General features: G+C 64.9%; 27 protein-coding genes. 15 read left to right on the plus strand and 12 right to left on the minus strand.

Features of this window, described 5'->3' with window-relative positions; genetic code table 11:
* Nucleotides 1-22: 22 nt before the first annotated feature.
* Entirely contained in the window at nucleotides 23-1,048 is a 1,026-nt protein-coding gene (gene hemE, locus MKP08_RS03660) for a uroporphyrinogen decarboxylase (protein WP_241554929.1), read from the minus strand.
* A gap of 327 nt (nucleotides 1,049-1,375) precedes the next feature.
* Between hemE and MKP08_RS03665 the strand changes: the two genes are divergently transcribed.
* The 10 genes from MKP08_RS03665 to MKP08_RS03710 all read left to right on the plus strand — a co-directional run bounded on the left by MKP08_RS03665 (nucleotide 1,376) and on the right by MKP08_RS03710 (nucleotide 7,893).
* Nucleotides 1,376-2,212, plus strand: coding sequence for a pyruvate, water dikinase regulatory protein (locus tag MKP08_RS03665; protein ID WP_215229391.1), 837 nt, complete (start codon nucleotides 1,376-1,378; stop codon nucleotides 2,210-2,212).
* Nucleotides 2,209-2,808, plus strand: a complete 600-nt coding sequence (locus MKP08_RS03670; protein ID WP_373418095.1) for a nucleoside triphosphate pyrophosphatase — start codon at nucleotides 2,209-2,211, stop codon at nucleotides 2,806-2,808. Before MKP08_RS03665 ends, MKP08_RS03670 begins: the two co-directional genes overlap by 4 nt.
* The gene (locus tag MKP08_RS03675; RefSeq protein ID WP_241554931.1) at nucleotides 2,805-3,662 is read left to right on the plus strand and encodes a shikimate dehydrogenase; all 858 of its coding nucleotides are present in this window, start codon (nucleotides 2,805-2,807) and stop codon (nucleotides 3,660-3,662) included. The genes MKP08_RS03670 and MKP08_RS03675 overlap by 4 nt, the downstream gene beginning before the upstream one ends.
* Entirely contained in the window at nucleotides 3,659-4,267 is a 609-nt protein-coding gene (coaE, locus tag MKP08_RS03680; RefSeq protein WP_241554932.1) for a dephospho-CoA kinase, read from the plus strand. The genes MKP08_RS03675 and coaE overlap by 4 nt, the downstream gene beginning before the upstream one ends.
* A gap of 51 nt (nucleotides 4,268-4,318) precedes the next feature.
* Nucleotides 4,319-5,008: a DNA polymerase III subunit epsilon gene (gene dnaQ / locus MKP08_RS03685; RefSeq protein WP_241554933.1), complete on the plus strand. Its 690-nt coding sequence runs from the start codon at nucleotides 4,319-4,321 to the stop codon at nucleotides 5,006-5,008.
* Nucleotides 5,009-5,070: 62 nt separating this feature from the next.
* On the plus strand, nucleotides 5,071-5,640 hold the full coding sequence (gene hpf / locus MKP08_RS03690; RefSeq protein WP_215229386.1) for a ribosome hibernation-promoting factor, HPF/YfiA family: 570 nt from the start codon (nucleotides 5,071-5,073) through the stop codon (nucleotides 5,638-5,640).
* 98 nt (nucleotides 5,641-5,738) lie between these two features.
* Nucleotides 5,739-6,200, plus strand: coding sequence for a PTS sugar transporter subunit IIA (locus MKP08_RS03695; protein WP_241554934.1), 462 nt, complete (start codon nucleotides 5,739-5,741; stop codon nucleotides 6,198-6,200).
* Nucleotides 6,160-6,657, plus strand: coding sequence for a PaaI family thioesterase (locus MKP08_RS03700; protein ID WP_306300117.1), 498 nt, complete (start codon nucleotides 6,160-6,162; stop codon nucleotides 6,655-6,657). The genes MKP08_RS03695 and MKP08_RS03700 overlap by 41 nt, the downstream gene beginning before the upstream one ends.
* 44 nt (nucleotides 6,658-6,701) lie before the next feature.
* Nucleotides 6,702-7,028, plus strand: a complete 327-nt coding sequence (locus tag MKP08_RS03705; protein WP_241554936.1) for a DUF1491 family protein — start codon at nucleotides 6,702-6,704, stop codon at nucleotides 7,026-7,028.
* 217 nt (nucleotides 7,029-7,245) lie between these two features.
* Entirely contained in the window at nucleotides 7,246-7,893 is a 648-nt protein-coding gene (locus MKP08_RS03710) for a cell wall hydrolase (RefSeq protein ID WP_241554937.1), read from the plus strand.
* A gap of 45 nt (nucleotides 7,894-7,938) precedes the next feature.
* On the opposite strand, the gene xth is transcribed toward MKP08_RS03710, so the two are convergent.
* Genes xth through MKP08_RS03725 form a run of 3 tightly spaced genes read right to left on the minus strand, consistent with a single transcriptional unit; the run spans nucleotide 7,939 to nucleotide 9,573 of the window.
* Nucleotides 7,939-8,718 carry an exodeoxyribonuclease III gene (gene xth / locus MKP08_RS03715; protein WP_241554938.1) on the minus strand — a complete coding sequence of 260 codons (780 nt, stop codon included), beginning with the start codon at nucleotides 8,716-8,718 and terminating at the stop codon, nucleotides 7,939-7,941.
* A gap of 38 nt (nucleotides 8,719-8,756) precedes the next feature.
* Nucleotides 8,757-9,110 (minus strand): iron-sulfur cluster assembly accessory protein, encoded by a 354-nt coding sequence (locus MKP08_RS03720; RefSeq protein ID WP_241554939.1) that lies wholly within the window; start codon nucleotides 9,108-9,110, stop codon nucleotides 8,757-8,759.
* A 31-nt stretch (nucleotides 9,111-9,141) separates the two neighbouring features.
* Nucleotides 9,142-9,573 (minus strand): CBS domain-containing protein, encoded by a 432-nt coding sequence (locus MKP08_RS03725; RefSeq protein WP_241554940.1) that lies wholly within the window; start codon nucleotides 9,571-9,573, stop codon nucleotides 9,142-9,144.
* A gap of 94 nt (nucleotides 9,574-9,667) precedes the next feature.
* Between MKP08_RS03725 and MKP08_RS03730 the strand changes: the two genes are divergently transcribed.
* On the plus strand, nucleotides 9,668-9,967 hold the full coding sequence (locus MKP08_RS03730; protein WP_215229378.1) for a hypothetical protein: 300 nt from the start codon (nucleotides 9,668-9,670) through the stop codon (nucleotides 9,965-9,967).
* A 12-nt stretch (nucleotides 9,968-9,979) separates the two neighbouring features.
* Here the strand turns inward: MKP08_RS03730 and MKP08_RS03735 are convergent, their stop codons facing one another.
* From MKP08_RS03735 to MKP08_RS03750, 4 genes are read right to left on the minus strand one after another with little or no spacing between them, the layout of a single operon-like run.
* Nucleotides 9,980-10,369: a ferredoxin gene (locus MKP08_RS03735; RefSeq protein ID WP_241554941.1), complete on the minus strand. Its 390-nt coding sequence runs from the start codon at nucleotides 10,367-10,369 to the stop codon at nucleotides 9,980-9,982.
* Nucleotides 10,370-10,415: 46 nt separating this feature from the next.
* Entirely contained in the window at nucleotides 10,416-10,865 is a 450-nt protein-coding gene (locus tag MKP08_RS03740) for a DUF2497 domain-containing protein (protein WP_255750424.1), read from the minus strand.
* Nucleotides 10,866-10,868: 3 nt separating this feature from the next.
* Nucleotides 10,869-12,350: a TolC family outer membrane protein gene (locus MKP08_RS03745; protein ID WP_241554942.1), complete on the minus strand. Its 1,482-nt coding sequence runs from the start codon at nucleotides 12,348-12,350 to the stop codon at nucleotides 10,869-10,871.
* 2 nt (nucleotides 12,351-12,352) lie between these two features.
* The gene (locus MKP08_RS03750; RefSeq protein WP_241554943.1) at nucleotides 12,353-12,952 is read right to left on the minus strand and encodes a protein-L-isoaspartate O-methyltransferase; all 600 of its coding nucleotides are present in this window, start codon (nucleotides 12,950-12,952) and stop codon (nucleotides 12,353-12,355) included.
* Between the two features lie 137 nt (nucleotides 12,953-13,089).
* On the opposite strand from MKP08_RS03750, the gene MKP08_RS03755 reads away from it, so the two are divergent.
* The 4 genes from MKP08_RS03755 to MKP08_RS03770 all read left to right on the plus strand — a co-directional run bounded on the left by MKP08_RS03755 (nucleotide 13,090) and on the right by MKP08_RS03770 (nucleotide 16,673).
* The gene (locus tag MKP08_RS03755; protein WP_241554944.1) at nucleotides 13,090-14,601 is read left to right on the plus strand and encodes a fumarate hydratase; all 1,512 of its coding nucleotides are present in this window, start codon (nucleotides 13,090-13,092) and stop codon (nucleotides 14,599-14,601) included.
* Nucleotides 14,602-14,668: 67 nt separating this feature from the next.
* Nucleotides 14,669-14,935, plus strand: coding sequence for a hypothetical protein (locus MKP08_RS03760; protein ID WP_241554945.1), 267 nt, complete (start codon nucleotides 14,669-14,671; stop codon nucleotides 14,933-14,935).
* Nucleotides 14,908-15,822, plus strand: coding sequence for a diacylglycerol kinase family protein (locus tag MKP08_RS03765; protein ID WP_241554946.1), 915 nt, complete (start codon nucleotides 14,908-14,910; stop codon nucleotides 15,820-15,822). Before MKP08_RS03760 ends, MKP08_RS03765 begins: the two co-directional genes overlap by 28 nt.
* A complete protein-coding gene (locus tag MKP08_RS03770; protein ID WP_241554947.1) occupies nucleotides 15,819-16,673 on the plus strand; it encodes a metallophosphoesterase in 855 nt (284 codons plus the stop codon). The genes MKP08_RS03765 and MKP08_RS03770 overlap by 4 nt, the downstream gene beginning before the upstream one ends.
* 16 nt (nucleotides 16,674-16,689) lie before the next feature.
* Here MKP08_RS03770 and MKP08_RS03775 read toward each other — a convergent pair whose 3' ends face one another.
* The 4 genes from MKP08_RS03775 to rplM all read right to left on the minus strand — a co-directional run bounded on the left by MKP08_RS03775 (nucleotide 16,690) and on the right by rplM (nucleotide 21,910).
* Complete coding sequence (locus tag MKP08_RS03775; RefSeq protein ID WP_241554948.1) at nucleotides 16,690-17,721, minus strand: phytase; 1,032 nt, start codon at nucleotides 17,719-17,721, stop codon at nucleotides 16,690-16,692.
* Nucleotides 17,721-20,567 carry a TonB-dependent receptor gene (locus tag MKP08_RS03780; protein WP_241554949.1) on the minus strand — a complete coding sequence of 949 codons (2,847 nt, stop codon included), beginning with the start codon at nucleotides 20,565-20,567 and terminating at the stop codon, nucleotides 17,721-17,723. Before MKP08_RS03780 ends, MKP08_RS03775 begins: the two co-directional genes overlap by 1 nt.
* A gap of 210 nt (nucleotides 20,568-20,777) precedes the next feature.
* Nucleotides 20,778-21,245, minus strand: a complete 468-nt coding sequence (gene rpsI, locus MKP08_RS03785) for a 30S ribosomal protein S9 (protein WP_215229701.1) — start codon at nucleotides 21,243-21,245, stop codon at nucleotides 20,778-20,780.
* Nucleotides 21,246-21,430: 185 nt separating this feature from the next.
* The gene (gene rplM / locus MKP08_RS03790) at nucleotides 21,431-21,910 is read right to left on the minus strand and encodes a 50S ribosomal protein L13 (protein ID WP_215229367.1); all 480 of its coding nucleotides are present in this window, start codon (nucleotides 21,908-21,910) and stop codon (nucleotides 21,431-21,433) included.
* Nucleotides 21,911-22,040 lie beyond the last annotated feature (130 nt).

The raw sequence follows: 22,040 nt of genomic DNA on the forward strand, positions 1-22,040 counted from the left end.
GCACAGCCCTTACCCGTTCAGATCAGCCCTGCCAATCGCGAACCGTCGCAACCAGCCGCTCGACATGCGCGATCGGCGTGCGCCGGTCGATCCCGTGGCCCAGATTGAACACATGCGGACGGTCGGCGAAGGCAGAGAGGATTTCCCGCGTCCGCTCCACCATGGCATCGCCGCCGGCGAGAATCAGCAGCGGATCGAGATTGCCCTGAACCGGCAGCTCGCGCGGCAGATTGGCCGCCGCCCAGTGCGGATCGATCGTCTCGTCCAGCCCCAGCGCATCGACCCCGGTTTCACGCGCATACAGCGGCAGTTTCTCGCCCGCGCCCTTCGGAAAGCCGATGATCGGGACACCGGGCCGCGTCGCACGCAATTGCTCGACGATCCAGGCATTGGGCGCGACCACCCAGCGTTCGAACTGATCGGGCGCGAGGCTGCCGGCCCAGCTGTCGAACAGTTGCACCCCTTCCGCCCCGGCATCGATCTGGCCGATCAGATATTCCACCGTCAGCCGTGCGATGGCATCGATGATCTCGCCAAGGCGCTCCGCATCACGATAGGCCATGGCGCGGGCGGCATGCTGGTCGCGGCTGCCCTCGCCCGCGATCATGTAGGTCGCGACGGTCCACGGGCTGCCCGCGAAGCCCAGCAGGGTCGTCCGGTCGTCCAGCGCGGCGCGTACCTGGCGCACGGTATCATAGATCGCGTCCAGCCGGGTGCGGTCGCCCGTCAGGGTATCGAGTGCGGTGTCCTCCAGCGGCGGCGAAAGCTGCGGGCCCTCGCCTGCCAGGAAGCGCAGGTCCTGTCCCATCGCGTAGGGCACGATCAGGATATCGGAAAACAGGATCGCCCCGTCGAAGCCGAAGCGCCGGATCGGCTGCAGCGTCACCTCGCACGCCGCCTCGCTGTCGTAGACGAGGTCGAGAAAACCACCCTTCTCAGCCCGCAGCTCGCGATATTCTGGCAGGTACCGACCGGCCTGCCGCATGAGCCAGAGCGGAACGGTGGAACCGCGCGTGCCGCGCAGCGTGTCGAGGAGAGGTCCGGGCATCGGGTCGGGAATCCAATAATATACTTATTTATAGATAGGATGATGGAGTCTGTTGGCCCTGTGGAAAGCGGGGATGGCGCATCCCTGCCCGAATTCTCCCGCACGAGCCACCCCTTTGCCACCATCCGACTCGCCCGCCGACGTGAGTCAAAGACTCGTTTTCCCGCTTATCCAGAGCCTGTCGATTATCGCGCGGCACGCGGACAAGCCCGCGGGCGAAACCCGGCATAGCGGGGGGTGGAATCGGTCCACCGCCTCATCCCCAGGCCTGTCCGCACGTTTATGCCTTGCGTTCTCCACACCCCCGCGTGCAGGCTCGCGCGCATCATGAGCCGCATGCATCTGCACCTCCTTTCGGATTCCACCGGCGAGACACTCGAAATGGTGGCGAAGGCCGCGCTGGCCCAGTTCGAGAATATCGACGTGATACGGCATTTCTGGCCGATGGTGCGATCGCGCCAGCATCTCGACCGGATCGCGCCCGAACTCGCCGAGAGCCCGGGGCTGGTGCTCTATACGCTGGTCAATCCCGATACCCGCGCCGCGTTGGAACATCATTGCCGGGAATTGTCGCTTCCTTCCGTGGATGCGCTCGAAAACGTTGTCGATTCGCTCGAACGGCAATTGGGGCAGGAGGCGCATGGCCGGCCCGGTCGCCAGCACCGCATGGACGAGGCGTACTTCGACCGTGTCGATGCGATCCAGTACACCATCGCGCACGACGACGGGGTGGGCTGGGAGGAGTGGGAGGAGGCGGATATCGTGCTCGCCGGCGTTTCGCGCAGTTCGAAGACGCCGACCAGCATCTATCTCGCCAATCGCGGCTTTAAGGTGGCGAATATTCCATTGGTGATGGAAAGCCCGCCTCCGCCCGCGCTGTTCGGATTGCGCCATCCGCTGGTCGTCGGCCTCACCACCGCACCCGACCGGCTGGTCCAGATCAGACGTAACCGGCTGCTTTCGCTGAACGAAGCGACTGAGACCGCCTATGTGGAGAAGGAGCGGGTGTCGGAAGAGGTGCGCTTCGCGCGGCGCCTGTTCGCGGACAACAACTGGCCGGTGATCGACGTCACGCGTCGGTCGATCGAGGAAACCGCGGCGGCGGTGATCAGTATCTTCACCGAACGCAAGGAACGCGTGAAGCCCGGGGAGAAGCCGATCTGACCGAATATCCCGCCCTGCTGCTCGCTTCGAAGAGCGAATCGCGCCGGGCCATGCTGGGCGCGGCGGGCATCCCGTTCGAATCATGGCCCGCCGATGTGGACGAGCGGGCACTCGAGGCGGCGATGGAGGATGCCGAACCGGCCGAAGTGGCGCAGGCGCTTGCTGCGGCCAAGGCGGCGGCGATCTCGCGCGATCATCCCGGACGGCTGGTGCTGGGCAGCGACAGCCTGGTCGAGGTCGACGGGCGTCGCTTCGACAAGCCCGCTTCGCGCATCGAGGCCGCGGAGCATCTGCGCTTCTTCTCCGGCAAGACGATGCGGCTGCACAGTGCCGCTGCGCTGGCGGTCGATGGCCGGATCGAATGGATCGGCGGTGATATGGCGAGCTTGCGGGTGCGTGCGCTGTCCGACGAATTCATCGAAGGCTATCTGCGTGCCGAATGGCCGGCGGTCGCCGGATGCGTCGGCGTGTTTCGGATCGAGGGGCGCGGGGTGCAATTGTTCGATGCGATCATCGGCGACCAGTTCACCGTGCTCGGAATGCCGTTGCTGCAAGTGCTGGCCGCGCTGCGCGATCGCGAGGCGATTGCTGCATGAGCGTTCCCTATGCCGAGGTTATCGGCGATCCCATCGCGCAGTCCAAGAGCCCGGCGATCCACGGCTTCTGGCTCGCCAAGCTCGGGATCGAGGCGGAATATCGGGCCACGCGCGTAACGCCCGACGACATCGGTGACTTTCTCGCCGAGCGCCGCGCGGATCCTGACTGGCGTGGCTGCAATGTCACCATGCCGCTCAAGCAAATGGTCCAGCCGAATCTCCATTCGATCGAGGAACCGGCCGCGTCGATCGGGGCGGTAAACACGATTTGTCCCGTCTCCGACCGGCTGCTGGCCGGGTACAATACCGATGCGCCGGGTTTCCTGGAGCCGCTCCGCGACAGGCTGGGCGAGACGCATTATTTCCGCATGGCGCGCATCCTTGGCACCGGGGGTGCGGCGCGTGCGATCGTTTCGGCGCTGGCGGCCGAGGGCTTCGTCATCGTCCTGGCGGGCCGCGATCCGGCCAAGGCGCGCGCGCTTCTCGACGAACTCGCTCCCGAAGGCGAGCACCACGCCGTCGATCTGGCGCATTTTGCAGACCCGACCGACTTCGCCTTCGATGATCGCGAGGGCTGCTGCGATCTCATCGTCAATGCCTCCCCTCTCGGTATGCGCGGACAGCCTCCGCTCGCCTTCGACTGGAGCCACGCCCCGCCCGGCGCGATCGCGTACGATATCGTGACCGACCCGGTCGACACCCCGTTCCTGCAGGGCGCGCGCGAAGCCGGGTTCGCCACGATCGATGGGCTTTCGATGTTGATCGGCCAAGCGGCCTTCGCCTTCGAACGGTTCTTCGGCGCAAAGCCACCGCGCGAACAAGACGCCGAACTGCGTGCGCTGCTCGTTCGATGACGGAGCCGATGATCGTCGGCCTCACCGGCTCGATCGGAATGGGCAAATCGACCGTCGCCGCCATGTTCGAGGCGGCCGGGGTGCCAGTGTTCGATGCAGATGCGGTGGTGCGGGCGCTGCAAGGGCCGGACGGCGAACTGGTTGCCGCGATCGAGGCTGTCTTCCCGGGATCGACCGGCGATGGGGGCGTTTCACGTGAAGCACTTGGCGCGCTGGTTTTCTCCAATCCGGTAGCGCTTCAGGAATTGGAGGGGATCGTCCACCCGGCCGTGGGCAAGAAGAGGGCGGAATTTCTCGCGCGCCATCGCGATGCGCCGCTGATCGTGTTCGATATTCCGCTATTGTTCGAAAAGCGCGGGCATGAGGCGGTCGATCGCGTGGTGGTGGTTTCCGCGCCGGAAGAGATACAACGCTGCCGAGTACTGGCCCGGCCGGGCATGACCGAGACGAAGTTTGCGCACATTCTGGCCCTTCAGGTGCCCGATGCCGAGAAACGCAAACGGGCGGATCACGTGATCGATACCGGCGTCTCCCTCGCACAGACCGAGGCGGCGATACGTGATCTGGTGGAGGAATTGCGCGCAATCCACGCCGCCGGGGACTGAGACCGCCCCACCCCCTTGCCCGACGCCGTTCGCAGTCCGATAATCACCCGCATGCGCGAAATCGTATTCGATACCGAAACCACCGGCCTCGATCCCCGAACCGGCGACCGCCTGGTCGAGATCGGCTGCGTCGAGCTGGTCAACCGCGTCGCCACCGGCGAAGTGTTCCACGCCTATTTCAATCCCGAACGCGACATGCCGGCGGAAGCGGAAGCGGTGCACGGCCTGTCGGCGATCTTCCTGTCGGACAAGCCGCTGTTTCGCGATGGCGTAACGGCGCTGCTCGACTTCATCGGCGAGGACCCCCTCGTCGCCCACAATGCGGGGTTCGATTTCGGTTTTCTGAATGCCGAACTGGCGCTGTGCGAATTGCCTGCCGTATCGATGGGGCGGATGGTCGACACGGTCGCGCTCGCACGGCGCAAGCATCCTGGCGCGAAGCTGTCGCTCGATGCGCTGTGCACCCGCTACGGGATCGATCGTAGCCACCGCGTGAAGCACGGGGCGTTGCTCGATGCCGAACTGCTCGCCCAGCTTTACGTGGAGCTGACCGGTGGGCGGCAGATCGGCCTGGGGCTCGACGCCGAACTGGAAAGCGAGGCCAGCACGATCGCGGTCGCCAGCGCGCGGGTCGAGCGCGGGCCACGACGCGAACCCCGCCCCCATGTAGCAAGCGAGGCGGAACTGGCCGCACACCGCGCATTTCTCGCTCGTCTCACCGATCCGTTGTGGAGCCGCTAGGCGGTTCGCGCGTTACAGGAGAGACCCGCCGGTAAACGGCCAACAACATTGAAGGAGTGACGATGGATATTCGCGTTTCGGGCCACCAGATCGATACCGGTTCAGCGCTTCAGGATCATGCGACGGATCGCCTGAACGCCATCGTCGAGAAATATTTCACCCAGGCGCTGTCGTCCCATGTCACTTTCGGCAAGGCTGGCAGCGCAATTTCCTGCGACATCGTGGCGCATGTGATGCACGGTCTCGTGATCAAGGCGCATGGCGAGGCCCATGACGCGCATCAGGCGCTGGATCAGGCCACGGCGAAGCTCGACAAGCAGCTACGCCGCTACAAGCGCCGGTTGCAGGACCGCCACACACAGGCATCGCATACCCAGGCGGAAGAGGAAGCGGCCTATCGCATCTTCGCGGCCAACGAAGCCGAGAATGACGACGAGGATGAAGCCGCCGATGCGCCGCTGGTGGTTGCGGAGACCAAGACCGACGTGCCCGAAGCGAGCGTTGCCGACGCGGTCATGATGCTGGACCTGCGCGACACGGCTGCGCTGTTTTTCAAAAATGCTGGCACCGGGCGACACAATATGGTCTATCGCCGCCGCGACGGTACGATCGGTTGGGTCGAACCGCACTAGGGCGGCCCGCGAACGTGCCGGTTGCCTCTTGTCCCGATGCCGCCCGAGAGCGAGGCGATCGGCGGACACTGTGAAACACCGAAGGAACTCGAGCAGAAATGTACCCCTCCGTGCGTTTCCATCCGGATGCCGTTATCGAAGCTGCTGCCGGGGACAAGCCTGCTGTCCTTGCGGCGGTCGCCGATGCTATGGCGGGCGTCTACGGGCTCGACCGGGAAGCCGTACTGGACTCCCTGGTCGAGCGCGAAGCATTGGGCAGCACCGGGTTCGGGAACGGGATTGCGATACCCCATTCGCGGATGGAAGGGCTAGAGCGCCCCCTCGCCGCCGTGATCCGGCTGGATGGCGCGGTGGATTTCGCGGCGGCCGACGCGATGCCGGTCGATCTCGTCTTCGGGCTGCTTTCTCCGGCGCAGGCGGGTGCGGAGCACCTGCACGCGCTTGCCGCCATTTCGCGCATGGTGCGGGGCGAGGATATGCGTCGCGCGCTGATCGAGGCACCCAGCACCGAGGCACTCTATGCCCTCATCACCAACGCCACGGACCGTGACGCCGCCTGACCCTTCCGCGGGCGCGGACGGCCACCATCGCGCGCTGGAGCGCCTCTATGCGGCTGCGCCGGTCAATGCGCTGTTCCCCTCATCGATAACCATCCCCGCCGCGGGGGAGGCCAGGCTTACCTTCTCCGTCGATGAAAGCGTGTATCATGCGGCGGGCGCGGCGCACGGCACGGTCTATTTCAAGATGCTGGACGATGCGGCCTTCTATGCCGCGAACACCCTGGTGACCGATCGTTTTCTGCTGACCACGTCCTTCAACCTGCATTTTACCAAGCCCGTTCGGGCCGGAGAAGTGGTGGCGGAAGGGCGCTGGATCAGCGGGCACAAGCGGATTCTCGTGGCGGAATCGCGACTGGTCGACGCCGATGGCGATGAGATCGGGAGGGGGACGGGTACCTTCATGAAATCGCGCATCCCGCTCTCCTCGCTGCCGGGCTATGCGACAAGCGCGAATTAGCCCGGACGCAGCCACGTGCTGCGCCGCCCGAATCGAGGTCGATCATGGATAGTCGCCTTCCCACTCACCTGGAGGTTGCCGCTATTCGGCGGCTGGCGGAGGCGCACGGCGGGACCGCAATGGTTATTGCCAAAGGTGACCGGGACGCCGGATCGATCCTTATATTAACCGTAAATCGTGGTGCCGATCCGCAATATCTGGAAAGGATGCCGCAGCTCGACGGAGGCCGGACCTGGACCGTAATTCCCGAGCAAACGATTGAAAAATATAATGATTATGGGTTGGAGCGGCATGCCCAGGACCCTGATCTCTGGGTAATCGAAGTGGATGTCGCAGACGGGCCACAGTTCGCCGCAATTCTGCCGCATTAAGTTGACTTGAAAGCCGTGGCGCCTATTTGGCCGCCCATCTTCCGAACGCGCAGGCTTATCCGCAACGGCAATACGGCCGTGGGCTGAGCACGCAGACGGGGGGCGGCCGGCAGGCCTGCAACGAACCCAACTCTACAATGCCAATAACGCAATCGGGTTCCAGCCTGTGTCTGGGCGTTCACCGCCGTGATCCGTGGGACAAATGGGTCAGAAGAAATTGAAGTTTGGCACCGCGGCGATCATCGCCACAGGTGTCGTCGGATTTTTCGGTGCCGAGGCAACCGGCGCCTTCGCCCAAGAGGGCGTACTGCAGACCGAAACTCTCTCGCTCGACACGGCGCAGGAACCCGCGCTGGTGGACGAGACCATGCCGGTCATGGTCTCGGAGCCCGTCGTGCAACCGCTGCCAGAGCCGGTGGCGACACCCAAGGCCGATGAGGACTCCGCATCCTCGCTGCGCGAGCTCGTATCCGACATGGATACGCCCAAGCGCCTGTCGCGGGAGATGGAGTGCCTGGCCGGGGCGATCTATTTCGAATCGCGCGGCGAACCGCTCGAAGGGCAGCTCGCCGTGGCGCGGGTAATCGTCAATCGAGCCGAATCGCATGTATTCCCCTCCGATTACTGCGGCGTCGTCTACCAGCGGTCCCAGTTCAGCTTCGTGCGGGGCGGCCGCATGCCGTCCATCCGCCGCGCTTCGGGCGCGTGGCAACGGGCGCGCAAGATCGCGCGCATCGCGCATGAGGACCTGTGGGACAGCAAGGCGCGCGATTCGCTCTATTTCCATGCCACGCGCGTCCGGCCGAGCTGGAGCAACCGCAAGATCGCGCGCGCCACGATCAGCAGCCACGTCTTCTATCGTTGATATGGGGCCGGGCGCGTCCGTGCCGGGCCGCCCGACGCTTCCCGCTCAGGTTCGATCGGCGATCTCGACCCACACGGGGGTGTGATCGCTGGCTTTCTCGCGCCCGCGATATTCCTTGTCCACGCCGGCCGCGACCAGCCGGTCGGCGAGTTCTGGCGAGAGCAGGCAATGGTCGATGCGAAAGCCATGATCGCGCTGCCAGGCACCGGCTTGGTAGTCCCAGAACGTCCAGATACCGCCCCGCGGATTGAGCGTTGCGATCGCATCGGTCCAGCCATCCGCCAACAGGCGCGCATAGGCATCGCGTGAGGCGGGCTGCATCAGCGCGTCGCTGGCCATGGCCCCGGGCGACCACACATCCTTGTCCTGCGGGATAACGTTGAAGTCGCCCAGTACGATCGCCGGGACCTCGCGCGCCCACAGCTGGGCCATGTGCGCGCGCAATCGCTCCATCCAGGCGAGCTTGTAGTCGAATTTCGGCCCCGGCTGCGGATTGCCGTTCGGCAGATAGAGGTTGCACACCGTCACCCCGCCAATCTCGGCCTCCAGATAGCGGGCCTGATCGTCGTTGGGATCACCGGGAAGGCCGCGCCGGGTTTCGACCGGCTTCTCGCCGTCCGCAAGGATCGCCACGCCGTTGAAGCTCTTCTGGCCGTGCCAGATGGCGTGATACCCGATCTTCTCGAATTCGTCGGCTGGGAAGCCCTCGTCCTGGCTCTTGATCTCTTGCAGACAGGCGACGGCTGGCCGTGTCTCTTCGAGCCATTCCAGCAAGCGGGGCAGGCGCGCCTTGACGCCGTTGATGTTGAAGGTCGCGATACGCATGGGCCGCTTCATGCCGCAGCCCAACGCGCGCGTCTAACTCAAATGCCGAAGCTGGAGCCGCAGCCGCAGCCTGCCGCCGCCTGCGGGTTTTCGACCCGGAATGCCGCGCCGCCGAGCGATTCGACGAAATCGATGCGGCTGCCGGCGACGAGGTCGAGGCTGACCGCATCGACCACCAGCTTCGCCGGACCGGTCTCGCTGACGCTGTCGTCCTCCTCGATACCCTCGGCCAGGCCGAACTTGTATTGGAAGCCGGAGCAGCCGCCACCTTCTACCGACAGGCGCAGCAGTGCGGGTGCGCCCTGTTTCGTCGCTATCGCGGCGACGCGCGCGGCGGCGGCCTCGGTCAGTTCGGGCACCTTGTGGGCGGTCAGCGTGGTTTCATCGGCCATGGGGGCAATGTAGGGTCACGCGCCCGCCTCCTCAAGCGCTCTGGATATAGACGCGCAACTGCTCCGCTTCTTCCTGGACGCGATCGAAGCGGGATTTGACGAGGTCGCCGATCGACACGAAGCCGACCATCTTGCCATTGTCGAGCGCGGGCAGGTGGCGGATCCGTCGCTTGGTCATCAACGCCAGCGCTTCGTCCACGCGCGTGGATGGCGCGACGGTTATGGCAGGCGAAGTCATCACTTCGGACACCTTGCGATCGAGACACAATGCCCCTTCGTTGGCGAGGCGATAGACCACGTCGCGTTCGGAAAAGATGCCCGTCACTTCGCCGTCCTGTACGATCGGCAGCGCGCCGATCCGCTTGCCCGCCAGCAGGCCGACCGCGTCGCGCACGGCCATGGCGCCGTCGCAGGTGAGGATGTCGGATGGGTCGCGTTCGGCGATGATTGCGGCTATGTCCATTGAGTCTCTCCCTTCCCATGCCCGAGCGGTCGCGACCCATGATGCCACGGCGCGACCGCGATGGCGAATCGCGAGCGAGGAAGCACGCGCGACCATGCAATCGAAGTCACCCCTCGACGATCCCGAGAACGCCGCTTTCGCCTGGGCGCGCTATCGCAGGCTGCTCCGCTTCATGTTCGCGGTGACGGTGGCGGTCGTCGGGATCGCGATGACCCTGATCTATCTGCGGGTGGAGAACCTCTCGATCCACCTGTTCATCGCGGTGGGCCTGGGCATCACCGCTTCGATGATGCTGACGGGCGCGCTGATGGGCCTGGTCTTTCTTTCCAACGGCACCGGACACGACGCATCGATCGACGACCGGCTGGAAGAAGAGCGCACCCGAGGCGACTAGGGGCCGGGCGCGTCAGTCGGTCGGAGCGCGGAGGCGAAATTCCTCGACCGGTTCGCCACCGATCAGGTGTTGCTGGATGATCGCCTCCAGCACCGGTTCGGTGCAGGAATGATACCAGACATTGCCGGGATGGACGACCGCGATCGGCCCCATGGCACAGACTTGCAGGCAGTCCGCCTTGGTCCGCTGCACCCCGCCGGTCCCATCGGCACGCTTAGGCCCGGCCAGGCCCAGCTCCTTCAGCCGCCCCTTCAGGTAGCACCACGCCGCCTTGCCGGTGTCGCGATCGCAACATTTCTGCTTCTCGGAAATCGAGCACAGGAAGATGTGCCGTTCGATCGCGTCCCCGCCGATCTTGGCAAAGGCGCGCTGCGCCTTGCGCATCTTCTTGTCGCTGCTCATTACCAGGGCAATGTAGGGCAGGGCATCGCACCCGCAAGCGCCGGGATCAATCTTCCTTGCGCGCAATCCGCGCGATTTCCTCGCGCACCAGCCGTTCGACCATCGGGGGCAAGTTCTCGTCCAGCCAATGCGCCAGCATCGGGCGCAGCATTTCGCGCGCGAGACCTTCAAGCGAGGTTTCGCCTGAGCGCACGATCTGCGGCTTCGCCCCCGGCTCTGCCAGCATGGCGAGTGCCGCCAGATTGTCGCGCATCGCATGGCGCGCCGATTCCGTGGTCAGGGGCGGCTCTTCCTCGTTGTCCGCGCCCGCGCCGATCTCTTCGTCCAGGACATCGCTCGCGCCGAGGTCGAGAACATCTTCCGCCTCTTCCTCGCCCGCGGGTTCGGGTGTCTCGGAGGCGGGGCGAGCCCCGCGGACCGGCGGGGCATCGCGCGCGATCACCCGCTTGATCGATTCGAGAATTTCCTCGACCGAGGCCTCTGAATGGTGAGGCATGCTCTAATCCCCCTGGACTGGGGCGGACTCCATCTCGGCCGCCGCATCCTCGGGAATTTCCGCAGTCTGCGCGGGAATGTCAACCGTTCGCGTCGACTGGGTCTGCGGATCGGAATCCCGGCTCCAGTCCCACCATTTGCCCTGGACCCGGTCGTAGTTCGTCACCGGGTCGTAAAGCACACCACCGTCGAGCCCGAGGTCGCGCGCCTCAGCCCGGCCCATCGCCGCCAGCAGCGAGAACCCGGCGACATAGGCGTTGCGCCGGGCGGTCACCAGCTGGGCGCGCGCGTTCAGCAATTCCTGCTCCGCATTGAGCACCTCCAGCACGGTACGGTTGCCGATGGAATTTTCCGCCCGCACCCCCTCCAGGCTCAAGTCGGCGGCATCGACCGCGACTTGCGAGCTTTCTATGATCTGTAGCGCCGCGCGATAGCTGGACCATGCCGCGCGCACCTGGCTGATGATGTCGCGTTCGGTCGCGACCACCTGTTCCAATGCCGCTCCGGCACGCGCCTGCGCCTGTCGCTGGCGCGCGGCGGGCAGCCCGCCCTGGAAGATCGGAATGGTGAACTGGACCCCGGCGGAGGCGGTGGTCTGCGCCTGGGTCACCACGGGAATGACCGGGCTTCCCGCGCTACCGAGATAGTTCGCATATCCGCCGCTGGTGAACACCGAAAGGCGCGGATAGCGGCCGGCCCCGGCGACATCGATATCGTAATCGGCGGCATCGGCGCGCTCGCGTGCGGCGATTAGGTCGGGATTGCTTTCGAGCGCGACGTCCACCGCTGTCTCGACCGAATCGGGCAGGTTGGGAAGAGGGGGCGGAGGCTGGAGATCGGTCGGTGCTTCGCCGACCAGCTGGATGTAGGTTTCGCGCGCGGCGATCAGATTGGCCTGGGCGTTGCGCAGATCCCCCTGCGCCAGCGCGAGGCGGGCTTGTGACTGCGCCACGTCGGTGCGCGTCAGCTCGCCGATTTCGAAACGGTCGCTGGTCGCCTGCAGATTGACGCTCAGCACCTCGACCTGATTGGTATTGAGCCCAACCAGCGCCTGGGCCCGCAACACGTCCATGTAAGCTGCCACGACCTGGCTGAAGATCGCGCTCTCCGTCGCGCGCAGGTCGGCGCGGCCCGCCTGCACGCGGGTTTCCGCCGCGCGGACCGAATTCTTCACCGCCCCGCCCGAATAGATCGGCACGGCCAGATCGACATTGGCGCCGAAGCTGCGGCTGGGAGAATTGAAGCTGTTGCTGCTCGTCTTGACGTATTCGACATATTGCCCGGTGCCCGACACGTTGGGCCGACCTTGCGCCTTCTGGATGGGCACGTTCTCGTCCTCGGCGCGTTGCTGCGCCCGCGCCGCTTCCAGCGTCGGATTGTCGAGATAGGCGGAAAGCAGCGCCTCGCGCAGCGTGTCGGCGTGCGCCGGGGTCGCCCAGATGGCGGCCCCCGCCAGCAACACGGCAATCCCCCTCCCACGCGACATGTTCAGAAGCTCCAGCCCTTCGGTTTGTCGAACGCCGGAAGCCGGGGCAGCGCGATGTCCTGGATCGGCAGCAGGGCCAGTTCCTTGCCGCTGCGGCGACCCAGCGCCAGGCGGGGAAGGCCGCGATCGACCAGGCCGGTCACGAGCCGTCCATCCTCCGCCACCAGCTTCGCCAGCGCGGCGGGCGCATGTTCGATCGCGCCGTCCACCAGCACCAGATCGAAGCTTTTGCGGCCCTTGTATTCGAAGGCCTCAGCTGCGGACATCGTCTCGACCGAGGCAACCAGTGGGCGCAGCAGGGCGGCGAGATAGGCGCTGCCATTGGTTACGACCAGGACGCTGTCGGTCTTCTTCGGCCGCGCTTCCTCCAGCATCATTCCATGGGCCGGAGGGGGGGCGAGCATCCCGCCGTCCTCGAGCGGAATGGCGCGGTCCATGTAGCAATAGCCGCGCGCGGCGGGCGGCACGAAATCCTCGCGCGGGACGGTGCCCATGCGGTCCAGCACGGCGGGATCGTTGATGCCGCTGGTGCGCAGCTGGCTATCGATCATCGCTCGGCGGGCGGCGGCGAAATCAAGGGTGCGGGCGGCGGAATCGATCATCTGGGTCTCTGACAGCGTGTGTTACACGTGCAATACAGCACGTCAATGGTCTCTAGCTTGCGGCGCATGGCAGGCCAAGCGAATTGGCCCGTCCGGGCCTCTTTGCCGCTGCTGGTGTAGCCGCTAAGGCACCCAGCATGATCACCATCACCGAAGAGCATCTAATCGAAAGCGTGGCCGACGCGCTCCAGTTCATCTCCTACTACCACCCGATGGATTACATCCGCGCGCTGGGCGATGCCTACGAGGCGGAGAAGGGCGAGGCGGCGAAGGACGCGATCGCCCAGATTCTGACCAACAGCCGCATGTGTGCCGAGGGGCACCGGCCGATCTGCCAGGATACCGGCATCGTCAACGTGTTCGTCAAATGGGGCCAGAACTGCCGCCTCGAATCGGATCGTTCCTTGCAGGAGGTGGTCGATGAGGGGGTGCGGCAGGCCTACACCCACCCCGACAACAAGCTGCGCGCCTCGATCCTGGCCGATCCGGCCTTCACCCGGCGCAATACGCGCGACAACACGCCGTGCGTGCTGTCGGTCGAGATGGTGCCGGGCGACACGGTTTCGATCGACGTCGCGGCAAAGGGCGGGGGCAGCGAGAACAAGTCCAAGTTCAAGATGATGAACCCCAGCGACAACATCGTCGACTGGGTGGTCGAACAGCTCCCCAGCATGGGCGCGGGGTGGTGTCCGCCGGGAATGCTGGGAATCGGCATCGGCGGCACGGCGGAGCATTGCGTGCGCCTCGCCAAGGAAAGCCTGATGGAGCCGATCGACATGGCCCAGCTGAAGGCGCGCGGGGCGCAAAGCGAGCTGGAGCAGCTGCGAATCGATATCTTCGATGCGGTCAACGCGGAAGGGATCGGCGCGCAGGGGCTGGGCGGCCTCGCTACGGTGCTCGACGTGAAGATCAGGGACTGGCCCTGCCACGCCGCGGGCAAGCCGGTGGCGATGATCCCCAATTGCGCCGCCACCCGTCATGCGCATTTCACGCTCGACGGTTCGGGGCCGAGCTTTCTCGAGAAGCCCGATCTGGCTGCCTGGCCCAAAGTGCAGTGGGCACCGGACTCCTCGGCGAAGCGAGTCGATCTCGACAATCTGACGAAGGAAGAGGTCGAGAGCTGGAACCATGGCGACCGCTTGCTGCTGTCGGGCAGGATGCTGACCGGGCGCGACGCGGCGCACAAACGGATCAAGGACATGCTCGACCGCGGTGAGGCGCTGCCGGTCGAATTCGCTGGCCGCGCGATCTATTACGTCGGCCCGGTCGATCCGGTGATGGGCGAGGTGGTCGGCCCGGCTGGCCCCACCACCGCCACCCGCATGGACAAGTTCACCGAAACCATGCTCGATCTCGGGCTCCTCGCCATGATCGGCAAGGCGGAGCGCGGGGCCGACGCGGTGGAGGTCATCAGCCGGTTCAAGGTCGCCTACCTGATGGCGACCGGCGGTGCGGCCTATCTCGTCGCCCGCGCGATCAAGGAAGCGAAGGTCGTCGCGTTCGAGGATCTGGGCATGGAGGCGATCTACGAATTCACCGTGCAGGACATGCCGGTGACGGTCGCGGTCGATGCAGCGGGGAACAACGTCCACAAGCTGGCACCGGCCCGGTGGAAGGAGAAGATCGCGCGAGAGAAGCTGCTCGCCTGATCGATCCAGCCGGGTGCTCTCGGCGTCGCGGCGGAACCTTTCCGGTCGGCGGCCATATCGATCTATCATGGCGATCGTCGCTATCTTCCTGCTCGGCATCGGAAATTTCGCGATGCACAAGGCGGTGCTGGAAAGCGGGCACCGCATGCTCAGCCAGGTTCCGGACTATGTCCACATGGTCGGCGGGAAGGCCACGCTGCTGACCGAATTCCTTGTCCTGCTCGCCGCCATGCTGCTGGCGAGTACCGGCTGGACATGGGTATTGTGGGCCTATTGCGCCTATTCGGCGCTGAACGGGTTCGCCGCATGGCTCATTCTGACGGATCGCTTATGATGGAAGAGATGCATTACACCGCGACGGGGCCTGCGAAGGTGCCGCGCAAACTTTGCCTGATCATCAACGACGCCAGCGGCAGCTACAGCGAAGATGCGGTGGACGCGCTGCGATCGGACCTAGCGGATGCCGGGCTTACCGTCGCGCGCTGCATCACCTGTCCGGACCAGGACCTGCCGGAGCCCGCCGAGCTCGATGCCGACGGTATCGATTGCGTCGCCGTGTTCGCAGGCGACGGCACGATCAGCGGCACGGTAAAGGCACTATCGGGCTGGGCTGGGGCGGTCCTGCCATTGCCGGGCGGGACGATGAACCTGCTGTGCCATCGCCTGCATGGCGAGGCGGAAGCCGGTGACATCGTCCGCACGCTGGCCGATGGAAAGGCCAAGCTGGTCTGTCCGCCGATTATTCGCTCGGACGAGGGGCAGTCCCTCGTCAGCATTTCGGCAGGACCTGGGGTCCAATGGTATCATGTCCGCGAAACCATGCGCGATGGCTCGCTGGGCGAACTGCTCAACGAATCGAGCGATGCGGTGGATCACACGCTGAACGGCCCGCAAGTGCTGTGCCGCGAGCCGCGTCTGGGGCGAAGCGAGGGGTATCCGCTGATCGAGCTCGTCCCGCTGGACCGGGAGGATGGCATCCGCATCGTCGGCTACACCGCCGACACGATCGGGGGCTACATCCGGCAGGGCTTCGCCATCGCCACGCGGCATTTCCGCGACGGGCCGCACGAAGTCCTCGGCCATGCCGAGCGGATCGTGCTGGCGAATGCGCAAGGCGAGCAATTGCAGCTTTCCTTCGATGGCGAACCCACCTGCGGGGCCGCCGAAGTCGAATTCGCGGTGGATCGCTGTCCGGTAAAGCTGATAGCGGTCAAGGCATGAGTCAAACACTGCTGTTTCACATTTCCGACATCCATTTCGGTTTGGAGGACAATCGCGCGCTCGACTGGCTGAAGGACGAGATCGCAGCGCAGCGGCCCAATGCGATCGCCATCACCGGCGACCTCACCATGCGGGCCCGCCACCACGAATTCGATGCCGCATGCGCCTGGATCCGCGGGCTGGACGTTCCGGTGACGGTGGAGATAGGCAATCACGACCTGCCCTATTTCAACCCGATCGAGCGCTTCCTTACCCCCTACAAGCGGTTCCGCGGAATCGAGGACAAGGTGGAGCAGGAACTCGACCTGCCCGGCATTGCGATCGTGCCGCTGAAGACGGTCCGCCGCTGGCAGCCGCGGTTCAACTGGTCGAAGGGCTGGATTACGCGCCCCGCACTGGAAAAATGCCTGCGCGCGATCGACACCCTGCCGAAGGGGATGCGCGCGATCGTCGCCTGCCATCACCCCTTGCGCGAAGTCGGGACCACGGGAACCGCGCTGACGAAGAACGGCGAAGAGGCCCTGCGCGAACTGGCGAAGCGCGACGTTGTCGGCGTGCTGTCCGGCCACGTCCACGACGCGTTCGACATCGTCGAGCAGACCAAAGCCGGTCCGGTCCGAATGATCGGCGCGGGCACGCTGTCGAAACGCACCCGCTCGACGCCCCCCGGCTTCAACGAACTGCATTGGGACGGGGAGCGGCTGGAGGTGATCGTCCGCAATCTGGAAGCGCTACCCACTCCGGACATGCAGATCGACGACGTTCCCGAAGACGCGATGCCGCCACGCGAGCCCGGCGAACCGGTGGCCCCGGCGGGACGGGTGCCGCTTACCGACCCGCCGGTTCACTAAGCCTTCGTCCTCGAAGTCAGTCGATCCCCAGCGCCGCGCGGATCGCGTCCCACCGTACCAGTTTGAAGTTCTGCGCCGCGGGTGCGTTATCGCCGTCCTGCGCCACGAACAGGCCGTCGGGATATTTCGGTCCGAAGCTGCCAGGCATCAGGCCGATGCCATCGGTTTCTTCGGTCGAACCGAAAGCGCCCGCGCCGATGCGGAAGCGACCCACCGGTTCCATGCCGGGCAGGGCGAAAACCGCATAGGCATTGTCGCCCTGGCTGGAGGCGACGAGCCAGCCACCATCCTCGCCCTCGGGGATCATGGCGAGTCCCTCGACATCGGCGACCAGCATGCGGTTGTCGGCCGGAGCGACCAGCGTACCTTCACGTGCGCCTCTGTCGAAACGCCAGATGCCGGCGTTCTCCTCGCCGACATACAGGGTGCCGTCGCGCGGGTCGTACACGCAACCTTCGGCCTGGGTCGGCACCTTGCGATCGATCGATTGCGTGCCGATGGGGGCGATGTTGCCTTTAAGGAAGCCGGTTTCCCGCTCCACAATGCGGCCATCCTTGATGATGGAGGCGACGCGCAACCGATCGCCCGCGCGCATCGCGCAGATGCCGTAGGCTTCGCCCGCACCGACTGCGCTGGAGCCGATCGGCGTCAGCGCGGCGGTCGCGGGGTCGAGCCGCCACATGCGGAATACCGCGTTCGCCGGGTCGGTGCGGTCGCTGGCCACGACCACGATGCCTGCGACCTCGCCCATATCGACCACATCGACATTGTTGACGCGCCCGGCGTCGGTGAAGCTGCGACGCTTGCCGTCGAGTTCGTAGACGTAGAGCCCGGCCTTCTTGTCGGTGGCGACGATCAGGCTGGCGGCCGGGTCGGCCGGATTGCGCCAGATCGCCGGATCGTCGGCCGCGTCCTCGTCGGCCGTGCCGACCGGCTCGGTCTCGCCGATCGCCTGCACCGTCACCGCAGGGTCGCCGGTGACGGGGTTCGTCGCGCAGCCCGCCAACGCGAATGCGCACGATGCCGCCAGATATATCGCCTTGCGCATCAGAAGTTCACCCTCACGCCGCCTTTCATGGTCCAGCCATACTGCTCGTACTGGTAGAGGTTCTGCGCGCCCCCCAGCCGGTTGTAGGCGAAATATTTCGCGTTGTTGATGTTCACCCATTCGTAGAACAGCTGGATGCCCTTGGTCACCCGCAGCTTGGCGCTGAGGTCGAGCTGGAAGTGATCGTCGACATAGCGATCGTAGTCCGGGCCATCGCCATTGATCTCGTCGAGATATTTGCTGCGATAGGTTCCGGCGAGCCGCACGCTGACCGGCCCCTTCTCGTAACCGAGCACCGCATTGAAGGTGTGCTTGGACGTCGTGGGCAGCGGGATGTCGCGATAGTTCGTGACCGAGCCGACATCGCTGATGTCGCCATCAACAATCGATCCGGTCGCGTCGGTGTAAGTGTAGTTCGCCTGGACGAGGAAGCCGGAGAGCAGGCCGGGCAGAAAATCGAGGCTCTGATAAAGGCCGAGTTCGAGGCCGTAGACCTCCGCGCTCGGCCCGTTGACCGTGTATTCGGCTTCCTCGAAGTTGATCCCCTGCAGCGTGCCCGGGCTGTCGATCACGACATCGACGGCGTAATCCTTGATATCCTTGTAGAACACCGCGGCGGTCAGCGCGCCGTTGGAGTTCATGTAGTATTCGAAACTCGCGTCGAAATTCCACGCCTTGTACGGCAGCAGGTCGGGATTGCCGATCACCGCCTCGTCGTCCTCGTCGATCTCGAACCGCGGGGCGAGGCGCGACAGCTTGGGCCGCACCAGGCTGCGATAGGCGGCCAGTCGAGTGACGAAATTGTCCGCCGCCTCGAACCGCAACGTGGCGCTGGGCAGCCATTGCCCGTAATCGCGATCAATGCGGCGCGGCGTTATGATGACCGTGTCGTCGGTCGCGGTGGTTCCATCCGGCAGGGTCTGGCCGTCCTCGAACAGGTTGACCTGATTGCCGTAGAGCTCGTTCGCCGTGTGCTCGTAGCGCACGCCGCCGATCAGCAGCAGACGATCGTTTTCGTAACGGGCGAGAGCGTAGCCCGCCTGGATCTCCTCGTCTGCGCGATAATCCTCGACCGCCGAATCATACTGCGAATCAATCGCCTGGAATTCGAAGTCGGAGAGATTGCCTTCGAAGAAATCGCGCGGCGCGTCGAAACCGGCGACCGGTTCGATGTTGGTGATGCGGTAGGTCTGGCTGCCCAGCACATCGGCCAGGGTGAAATCGCCCGGGCCGTCATACTCCCAGAAATTCACCTGCTTGTCGTAGGTCTTCTTGCGCCAGCGTCCCTTGTATCCGGCCTGGATCGTGAAGGTGCCGCTGGCGGTATAGAAATCCTGCCCGAGGTCGAACTTCGCCGCCCATTCCCGGTCCTGCGAATCGGACAGGGCGGTCTGTTCGATATCCTTCAGGCTGTATTCCGCAGGATCGGTCGCCAGCGCAGCACCACTCGTGAAGCTGTAGAGCGGTATGCGCGGATTGCTATAGTCGAAGGCGACGGTCACCCCGTCGCCATCGAAGTCGCGGTCGAACTGGACCGGATCGAGCGACCCCGTCTCCCGCTCCGACGATTTGGAATAGCTGACCGAGTAATTGCTGAACAACCCTTCCCAGCGGCTCTTGCCCCCCAGCACGACCGAGAGGATGCGCTGGCGTTCGAAGCGGTCCTTCAGGTCGCGCTCGATCGTGAACTCTTCGTCGTCGTCGCTGAAGGTCGCGCCGGTCGCGGTCTGGCTCGACGGGCCGCCGTCGAAATCGCCCAGGTCGAAGGTGGTGCGGCGGCGATATTCCTGGTCGTCGAACTGGCTGAAGGTGCCGCGGACATAGAGCTCGGTCGAATCGCCGAGCCGTCCGTCCGCGCCCAGCGTGCCGCTGATACGGGTGCGCTCGACATCGTAGTCGCGATACTGGACCTCGGTCGGGAACGGGCCGTCGCCTGCATCCTCCCAGTTATCGGCCTCGATATTGTCGGTCTCGAACTTGCGCCTGTAATACGAAATGCCGCCGGTGATCCCGAAATCGTCGCCGATCCGGGTGGAGAAGTCGACGCTGCCCTTGGGCGACAGGTAATCGGCGTAATCGTTGTAGCTGCCTTCGATCTTGGCCGTCAGGAGCCGCTTCTTGCGGTCGAAAGCGCTAGTGGTGTTGATCTCGATCGAGGCGCCGATGGTGTCGGCATCCATGTCGGGAGTGAGGGACTTCTTCACCTCGATCGATTCGATGATGTCGCTCGAAACTACGTCGAGCGCGACCGATCGGACATCCGATTCAGGCGAAGGAACCCGCACCCCGTTGAGCGAAGTCGCGTTCAAATCCGGGTCCAGACCCCGAATCGATACGAAGCGCCCTTCGCCCTGATCGTTGAGGACGTTGATGCCGGGCAGACGGCGCAGCGATTCGGCGACATTCTGATCGGGGAAGTTACCGATGGCGTCGCGCGTGAGGACATCGCTGACGCCGTCTGCCGCGCGTTTCCGGCTGAGGGCGCTAGCGAGGTTGGCGCTCTGTCCGATGACGAGAATTTCGTGATCGTCGGCCCCGAGGAGGACGTCGATCCGCACCGTGCCGGTTGCGGGCACGCTTACCGTGCGCTGCACCGCGGGTGCGCCGATATAGCTGATTTCCAGCGTATATTCGCCCGCCGGGACATCGGCGAAATAGAAGCTGCCGTCGCGCTGTGTGACCGCCGCCCGATCGAGCTCCAGCAGATGGACCTGCGCCGCCTGCAGCGCGACCGTTTCGCCTGCGTCATAGACGCTGCCGGCAATGTCGCCGGCAATCGCCGGCGAGGCGCAGGCGGCGAATGCCAGAGCGGCGGTGGAAGCGAGAAAGCGAGTGCGATATCCCATCGAGTGGCCCCTGTTTCTTGATTTCGGGGCCCGGCTACGACCGGCATATTACCGGTTTCCGGCGCTATCGTGACACTGTCGTGACGCGGTATTGCTATGGCTTTTTGGCAACAGGGCCAGAGACGTGAGGGCGTGTGACGAAGAGCGCGCACAAAAGAAAAGGGCGGCCCCGAAGGACCGCCCTCTCTTGGTGATAGGGTTGAGAAGCCTTTAGCGCTTCGAGAACTGGAAGCTGCGGCGCGCCTTGGCGCGGCCGTACTTCTTGCGCTCGACGACGCGGCTGTCGCGGGTGAGGAAGCCGGCGGCCTTCACCGTGCTGCGCAGCGCGGGCTCGTACTTCGCCAGCGCCTGGCTGATCCCGTGCTTCACCGCTCCGGCCTGGCCCGAAAGGCCACCGCCCTTGACGGTCGCGACGACATCGTACTGGCCCTGGCGATCGGTGATCGCGAAGGGCTGGTCGATGATCAGACGCAGCGTCGGACGCGCGAAATACGCTTCCTGGTCCTTGCCGTTGACGATGATCTGGCCCTTGCCCGGCTTCAGCCAGACACGCGCGGTCGCATCCTTGCGGCGGCCGGTCGCGTAGGCGCGGCCTTGCTTGTCGAGCTCCTGCTCGCGCAGCGGCGCGGTGCTCTGCGCAACCGCGGCGGCGTCGGCATCGGGGGTATCGCCGGCAATGTCCTTGAGGTCCGACAGGTCGCCGACGCTCTTCTTGGCGTTCGCACCTTCGTTGTCGGCGGAAGCGCCCTGCGTCGCCACCGTCTCGGCATTGTCCTCGACCGCGCTCTGCTCGACGGCCTGGTTCTTGTTTTCGGTCTGACCCTCGGTCTGCGGGGTCTCGTCCGTGTTCTTTTCGTCAGCCATTACGCGGAAACCTTGTTCTTGCGATTCATCGAAGCGACGTCGAGCACCTCGGGCTGCTGCCCGTCATGCGGATGCTCGGTGCCGGCATAAAGGTGCAGCGCCTTCATCTGCGCGCGGCCCAGCGGCCCCCGCGGGATCATGCGCTCGACCGCCTTTTCCAGCACGCGCTCGGGGAAACGGCCTTCCAGCACCTTGGCCGGGGTCGTTTCCTTGATGCCGCCGGCATAGCCGGTGTGCTTGTAATACTTCTTGTCGGTCAGCTTGTTGCCGGTGAACCGCACCTTGTCGGCGTTGAGCACGATCACGTGATCGCCGCAGTCGACATGGGGGGTGTAGCTCGGCTTGTGCTTGCCGCGCAGGATGTTGGCGACGATCGCGGCGAGGCGGCCGACGACCAGTCCCTCGGCATCCACGATGTGCCATTTCTTCTCGACTTCGGCCGGCTTGATCGACCGGGTCGTCTTGGTCAGTGCCTTCATGGCGATACTCTCGTCTTCGAATCGGAAACAGGGCCGAACCCGAAAGGGTCGGCAAGGCGGCGCATTTGTCGTGCCAAGGCCTGCAAGTCAAGCAAATCCGCACCTTAGCGGAGAGGTAAAATAATACCTC

The organism is Erythrobacter sp. LQ02-29, from assembly GCF_022576075.2.
Taxonomy (GTDB): domain Bacteria; phylum Pseudomonadota; class Alphaproteobacteria; order Sphingomonadales; family Sphingomonadaceae; genus Alteriqipengyuania.

What these genes read in the sequence shown, in the direction of transcription:
- MKP08_RS03760 (WP_241554945.1), top strand. Translation starts at nt 14,669, where the DNA reads ATGGCGATCGTCGCTATCTTCCTGCTCGGCATCGGAAATTTCGCGATG.
- dnaQ (WP_241554933.1), top strand. Translation starts at nt 4,319, where the DNA reads ATGCGCGAAATCGTATTCGATACCGAAACCACCGGCCTCGATCCCCGA.
- MKP08_RS03740 (WP_255750424.1), bottom strand. Translation starts at nt 10,865, where the DNA reads ATGCCTCACCATTCAGAGGCCTCGGTCGAGGAAATTCTCGAATCGATC.
- MKP08_RS03770 (WP_241554947.1), top strand. Translation starts at nt 15,819, where the DNA reads ATGAGTCAAACACTGCTGTTTCACATTTCCGACATCCATTTCGGTTTG.
- MKP08_RS03775 (WP_241554948.1), bottom strand. Translation starts at nt 17,721, where the DNA reads ATGCGCAAGGCGATATATCTGGCGGCATCGTGCGCATTCGCGTTGGCG.
- MKP08_RS03745 (WP_241554942.1), bottom strand. Translation starts at nt 12,350, where the DNA reads ATGTCGCGTGGGAGGGGGATTGCCGTGTTGCTGGCGGGGGCCGCCATC.
- MKP08_RS03705 (WP_241554936.1), top strand. Translation starts at nt 6,702, where the DNA reads ATGGATAGTCGCCTTCCCACTCACCTGGAGGTTGCCGCTATTCGGCGG.
- hemE (WP_241554929.1), bottom strand. Translation starts at nt 1,048, where the DNA reads ATGCCCGGACCTCTCCTCGACACGCTGCGCGGCACGCGCGGTTCCACC.
- hpf (WP_215229386.1), top strand. Translation starts at nt 5,071, where the DNA reads ATGGATATTCGCGTTTCGGGCCACCAGATCGATACCGGTTCAGCGCTT.
- MKP08_RS03665 (WP_215229391.1), top strand. Translation starts at nt 1,376, where the DNA reads ATGAGCCGCATGCATCTGCACCTCCTTTCGGATTCCACCGGCGAGACA.
- xth (WP_241554938.1), bottom strand. Translation starts at nt 8,718, where the DNA reads ATGCGTATCGCGACCTTCAACATCAACGGCGTCAAGGCGCGCCTGCCC.
- MKP08_RS03695 (WP_241554934.1), top strand. Translation starts at nt 5,739, where the DNA reads ATGTACCCCTCCGTGCGTTTCCATCCGGATGCCGTTATCGAAGCTGCT.
- MKP08_RS03725 (WP_241554940.1), bottom strand. Translation starts at nt 9,573, where the DNA reads ATGGACATAGCCGCAATCATCGCCGAACGCGACCCATCCGACATCCTC.
- MKP08_RS03675 (WP_241554931.1), top strand. Translation starts at nt 2,805, where the DNA reads ATGAGCGTTCCCTATGCCGAGGTTATCGGCGATCCCATCGCGCAGTCC.
- MKP08_RS03780 (WP_241554949.1), bottom strand. Translation starts at nt 20,567, where the DNA reads ATGGGATATCGCACTCGCTTTCTCGCTTCCACCGCCGCTCTGGCATTC.
- coaE (WP_241554932.1), top strand. Translation starts at nt 3,659, where the DNA reads ATGACGGAGCCGATGATCGTCGGCCTCACCGGCTCGATCGGAATGGGC.
- rplM (WP_215229367.1), bottom strand. Translation starts at nt 21,910, where the DNA reads ATGAAGGCACTGACCAAGACGACCCGGTCGATCAAGCCGGCCGAAGTC.
- MKP08_RS03750 (WP_241554943.1), bottom strand. Translation starts at nt 12,952, where the DNA reads ATGATCGATTCCGCCGCCCGCACCCTTGATTTCGCCGCCGCCCGCCGA.
- MKP08_RS03720 (WP_241554939.1), bottom strand. Translation starts at nt 9,110, where the DNA reads ATGGCCGATGAAACCACGCTGACCGCCCACAAGGTGCCCGAACTGACC.
- MKP08_RS03730 (WP_215229378.1), top strand. Translation starts at nt 9,668, where the DNA reads ATGCAATCGAAGTCACCCCTCGACGATCCCGAGAACGCCGCTTTCGCC.
- MKP08_RS03700 (WP_306300117.1), top strand. Translation starts at nt 6,160, where the DNA reads ATGCCCTCATCACCAACGCCACGGACCGTGACGCCGCCTGACCCTTCC.
- MKP08_RS03765 (WP_241554946.1), top strand. Translation starts at nt 14,908, where the DNA reads ATGGCTCATTCTGACGGATCGCTTATGATGGAAGAGATGCATTACACC.
- MKP08_RS03735 (WP_241554941.1), bottom strand. Translation starts at nt 10,369, where the DNA reads ATGAGCAGCGACAAGAAGATGCGCAAGGCGCAGCGCGCCTTTGCCAAG.
- MKP08_RS03755 (WP_241554944.1), top strand. Translation starts at nt 13,090, where the DNA reads ATGATCACCATCACCGAAGAGCATCTAATCGAAAGCGTGGCCGACGCG.